Origin of the sequence: Haliea sp. (genome assembly GCF_040222615.1) — a bacterium.
In the GTDB taxonomy this organism is placed as follows: domain Bacteria; phylum Pseudomonadota; class Gammaproteobacteria; order Pseudomonadales; family Halieaceae; genus Haliea.
In genome coordinates this window covers 1-3,724 of sequence record NZ_JAVKCQ010000006.1, presented here as the reverse complement: position 1 = coordinate 3,724, position 3,724 = coordinate 1, and the positions used below count along the sequence as shown (strand labels likewise).

Genomic DNA, 3,724 nt, shown 5'->3' with positions numbered 1-3,724 from the left:
GCCGGAGTAATCAGACGCCAGGAACATCATCACATTCGCAACCTCCCACACCTCCGCCGCGCGCCCGAAGGCTTCTTTCGCCGCCAGCTCCTCCAGCAATTCCATCGGTGTGGTCTTCTTCAGGAACTCGTGGAAGGCGATGGAGGGCGATACCGCATTGATGCGCACACCGTGGTCGGCGGCTTCCAGGGCGGAGCAGCGGGTGAGGGCCATGACGCCGGCCTTGGCGGCGGCGTAGTGGCACTGCTCCTTCTGCGCGCGCCAGCCGAGTACAGACGCGTTGTTGACGATCACGCCGGCACCGCGGGGCTGCATTTTACGCAGCATGGCCCGGGTCATGCGCATGGTGCCGGTAAGGGTAATGTCGAGCACGCGGCTCCACTCATCGTCGGTCATCTCCACCAGCAATTTTGTGCCGCCGAGACCGGCGTTGTTGATCAACACATCGACGCCACCCATGCTTGCCTCGGCCTCGTCGACCAGCGCCTGCACGTCATCTTCCACCGTGACGTTGGCCAGCTTGCCGTGGATCGCCTCCAGGCCGGTATCCGCCCTGAGCTGCGCCACTGCCTTGGCCAGCCGGCCCTCGTGGATATCGCTGATCATCACCGCGCGCGCACCCTCCTCGGCAGCCCGGGTGGCCGCAGCAAAGCCGATACCGGCGCCTGCGGCGGCGGTGATGAGGACTGACTTGCCCGCGAGCAGGTTGTGGCCGGCGACGTAGGGTGGTGGTTCTTTCAATGCCATTTCAATTCTCCTGGCCGCGCGGTTCGCGGGGCATGCCCAACGCGCGCTCGGCGATGATGTTGCGCTGGATCTGGTTGGTGCCGCCGTAGATTGTGTCAGCGCGGGTAAACAGGTACAGGGACTGCAGCCGGTTCAGTTCGTAGGGAGCCCCGGCAATGATCTCGCCCTCGGCACCGAGCACATCCATGGCCAGCTTGCCCAGGTTGCGGTGCCAGCTCGACCAGTACAGCTTGTAGATCATGGCCTCTTTCTGCAGGCTGCCGTCATCGCCGCCGCCAGACAGCATGCGCATGCTGTTGAAGCGCATGATGCGCAGGCCCACGTGGGCCTCGGCGATGCGCTGGCGAAGGGCCGGGTCGCGGGCGGCGCCGTTGGCTTTGGCGATCCTGACGACTTCGTCGAACTCGTTCTGGAACAGCATCTGCTGGCCCAGGGTGGAGACCCCGCGCTCGAAACCGAGCAGGCCCATCGCCACCTTCCAGCCTTCGCCGGGAGCTCCGACGATGTCATCGGCGGCACAGACGGCATCGTCAAAAAACACTTCGTTGAATTCGCTGGTGCCGGTGAGCTGCTCGATCGGACGCACGGTGACCCCGGGCTGATCCATCGCCAGCAGGAAAAAGCCCAGGCCCCGGTGGGCCACCGAATCCGGATCGGTGCGGGCAATCACGAACACGTACTGGGATTCATGGGCCAGAGAGGTCCACACCTTCTGGCCATTGATGAGCCACCGGCCGCCGGACTCGTCCAGCCGCGCTTTGGTTTTCACATTGGCGAGGTCCGAACCTGCGGAAGGCTCGGAGTAACCCTGGCACCAGAACTCCCTGCCGGCAAGGATGCCCGGCAGGTAGCGCTCTTTCTGCGCCTCGCTGCCGAAGGCGATCAGGGTCGGGCCGGTAAGCGTCTCGCCGATATGCCCCATGCGGCCGGGGCCGCCGGCGCGAGCGTACTCCTCGTTAAAAATTACCTGCTGCTCAATGCTGGCTCCGCGGCCGCCGTACTGCTTTGGCCAGCCTATGCAGGTCCAGCCGCCCTCGGCCAGTTTGCGCTCCCAGGCCTTGCGCTCCTCAACGAAAGAGTGCTCGTCACCCGGGCCGCCGCGGCCGCGGATGATTTCAAACTCCCCGCCCAGATTGGCTGCCAGCCAGGCGGCAACCTCCTCGCGGAACTGCTCGTCTTCGGGACTGAAACTCAGCTTCATGCCGCCTCTCCATCCAGTAACTGACGCGCCAGCCGCTCCCGGTGCCAGGCAGCGTCGCCCAGCAGGGTCTCGGTGGACTTGGCGCGTTTGAAATACAGCTGTATATCGTACTCCGCGGTGATGCCCACGCCGCCATGCAGCTGGATGCCGCAGCCGGCATTGAAAAATGCGGCGTCGGAACAGTAGGCCTTGGCAATGCTGGCTGCCTCCGCCAGACCCGCGCCCAAGGGGTTGCCCGCGAGCGCTTCGTCGGCGATGCATGCGGCATAGTAGGCGGCTGACCGGGCCGCCTCCACTTTCAGCATCATGTCAGCAGCCTTGTGCTTGATCGCCTGGTAGGAGGCGATGGCGCGGCCAAACTGCACCCGCTCCATGGTATAGGCCACGGAGCTGTCCAGAGCCTGCTGGGCCACGCCGACCTGCTCGGCGGCCACCGCGACAGTGGCCAGGTCCAGGATCTTGGCCAGCGCAGGCCAGGCAGCGCCGGCCTCCCCCATCAGGGCATCGGCGCCGAATTTCACATCCTGCAGGGTGATGCTGGCCTGTTTGCGGGTCTGGTCCATGGTCGGCAGCCACTCCCGGGTAACTCCCGCGGTATCCGCGGGCAGAACGAACAGGCTGATGCCCTGATGGCCTTCGCTATCCGCCTCGCGGGCAGCAACGACAAGGATCTCTGCCGTGTGGCCGTCGAGCACATAGCGGTATTCGCCATTGAGCACGAAGCCGTCGCCGGCACTGGTGAAGGTGGCCTGCACAGCGTCGGCATCCGGGCGACTGCCCGGGGCCATGAACGCCAGGGTCGCGGTACTGCCCGCGGCAATCGCCGCCAGGTAACGCTGCTTCTGCGCTTCGGTACCGGCCACCAGCAGGGCATTGACGCCCAGGCCGACTGTCGCCAGGAACGGCGCGCACAACAGCACCCGGCCCATCTGCTCCTGCATGGCGGCCAGCTCCACAAAGCCCAGGCTGAGGCCGCCGTAGGCTTCCGGTATGTGCAGCGCCGGCCACATCATTTCCTCGCTGATCTGCTGCCACAGGGACGCGTCATAGCCGCGCTCGGTTGCCATCACCTCGCGCACCGCAGCGGCGGTGGAGACTTCCGCAAGAAAAGCCTCCGCCGTATCGCGGATCATCTGCTGTTCTTCGGTAAAACGAAATTCCATGGGCTCTGCCTCAGCTGCCGAACACTTTCTGTGCCGGCACTTCCCGGGCCAGCAACTCTGCCACTGCATCAGTGAGTTCCGCAGGGTCCCAGCGCTCACCCTTGTCCACGGGCTCCGTTGAACGCCAGCCATCGGCGATGGCGACCTTGCCGCCCTCGGCCTCGAACAGGCGCCCGGTCACCTGCGCCGACAGTGGCGACACCAGCCACGCCACCAGGGAGGAGACGTTCTCCGGCGCAAAATAATCGAAGCTGCCATCCGCCGGCTTCGCCATGCGCTGTGCCATGGCTTCCACCGCAGTGGTCATGCCCGTCCGCGCCACCGGCACCAGCCCGTTGACCGTAATCCCGTAGCGACCCAGCTCAACCGCCTGGGTCAGCGTCAGTGCCGCTATCCCGGCCTTGGCGGCCGCGTAATTCGACTGCCCGACCGAGCCCTGCAGGCCGGCACCGGAACTGGTATTGATAATGCGCGCGTCCACCGCCTTGCCTTCTTTGGACAGACCGCGCCAGTAGTGCACGGCGTGGGAACTGATGCAGAAGTGCCCCTTCAGGTGCACCGCCATGATCGCGTCCCAATCCGACTCGGTCATGGAGGCAAACATGCGGTCGCG

At 65.3% G+C, this 3,724-nt stretch carries 4 protein-coding genes; all 4 read right to left on the bottom strand.

Features of this window, described 5'->3' with window-relative positions; all coding sequences use genetic code 11:
* Window positions 1–747: SDR family oxidoreductase (locus RJQ10_RS00240; RefSeq protein ID WP_350142424.1), on the bottom strand; the 747-nt coding region annotated here is incomplete at its 3' end.
* Between the two features lies 1 nt (window position 748).
* Entirely contained in the window at window positions 749–1,948 is a 1,200-nt protein-coding gene (locus RJQ10_RS00235) for an acyl-CoA dehydrogenase family protein (RefSeq protein ID WP_350142422.1), read from the bottom strand.
* A complete protein-coding gene (locus RJQ10_RS00230) occupies window positions 1,945–3,111 on the bottom strand; it encodes an acyl-CoA dehydrogenase family protein (protein ID WP_350142420.1) in 1,167 nt (388 codons plus the stop codon). The genes RJQ10_RS00235 and RJQ10_RS00230 overlap by 4 nt, the downstream gene beginning before the upstream one ends.
* A 10-nt stretch (window positions 3,112–3,121) precedes the next feature.
* Window positions 3,122–3,724, bottom strand: a 603-nt coding sequence (locus RJQ10_RS00225; RefSeq protein ID WP_350142418.1) for an SDR family oxidoreductase, incomplete at its 5' end; no start/stop codon positions are given.